This is a genomic window from Salmonella sp. SAL4457 (assembly GCF_046548235.1).
Lineage (GTDB): Bacteria > Pseudomonadota > Gammaproteobacteria > Enterobacterales > Enterobacteriaceae > Salmonella > Salmonella enterica.
Genome location: NZ_JBGDZO010001123.1, coordinates 1 through 245, shown reverse-complemented (window position 1 = coordinate 245; position 245 = coordinate 1). Strand labels below are relative to the sequence as shown.

At 64.9% G+C, this 245-nt stretch carries 1 protein-coding gene; it reads left to right on the top strand.

The window, feature by feature from the left end; all coding sequences use genetic code 11:
* The coding region (locus tag ACLJNW_RS27680) for a TonB-dependent receptor domain-containing protein (RefSeq protein WP_410961775.1) at positions 1-245 on the top strand (245 nt) is incomplete at both ends.

Here is a 245-nt window from a genome sequence, read left to right as displayed (position 1 = left end):
ACCTGAACCAGACCTACTCGGTCTACGCCAGCTATACCGACATCTTCAAGCCGCAGAGCAACTTCGACGCCGGCGGCGGCCTGCTCGACCCGATCACCGGCAAGAACTACGAGATCGGCCTGAAGGGCGAACACTTCGGCGGCGCGCTCAATTCGCAGATCGCGCTGTTCCAGATCGACCAGGAAAACCGCGCCACCGAGGACGTCGGCGGCCCCTCGCCATGCCCCTTCAGCCCCACCTCGCGC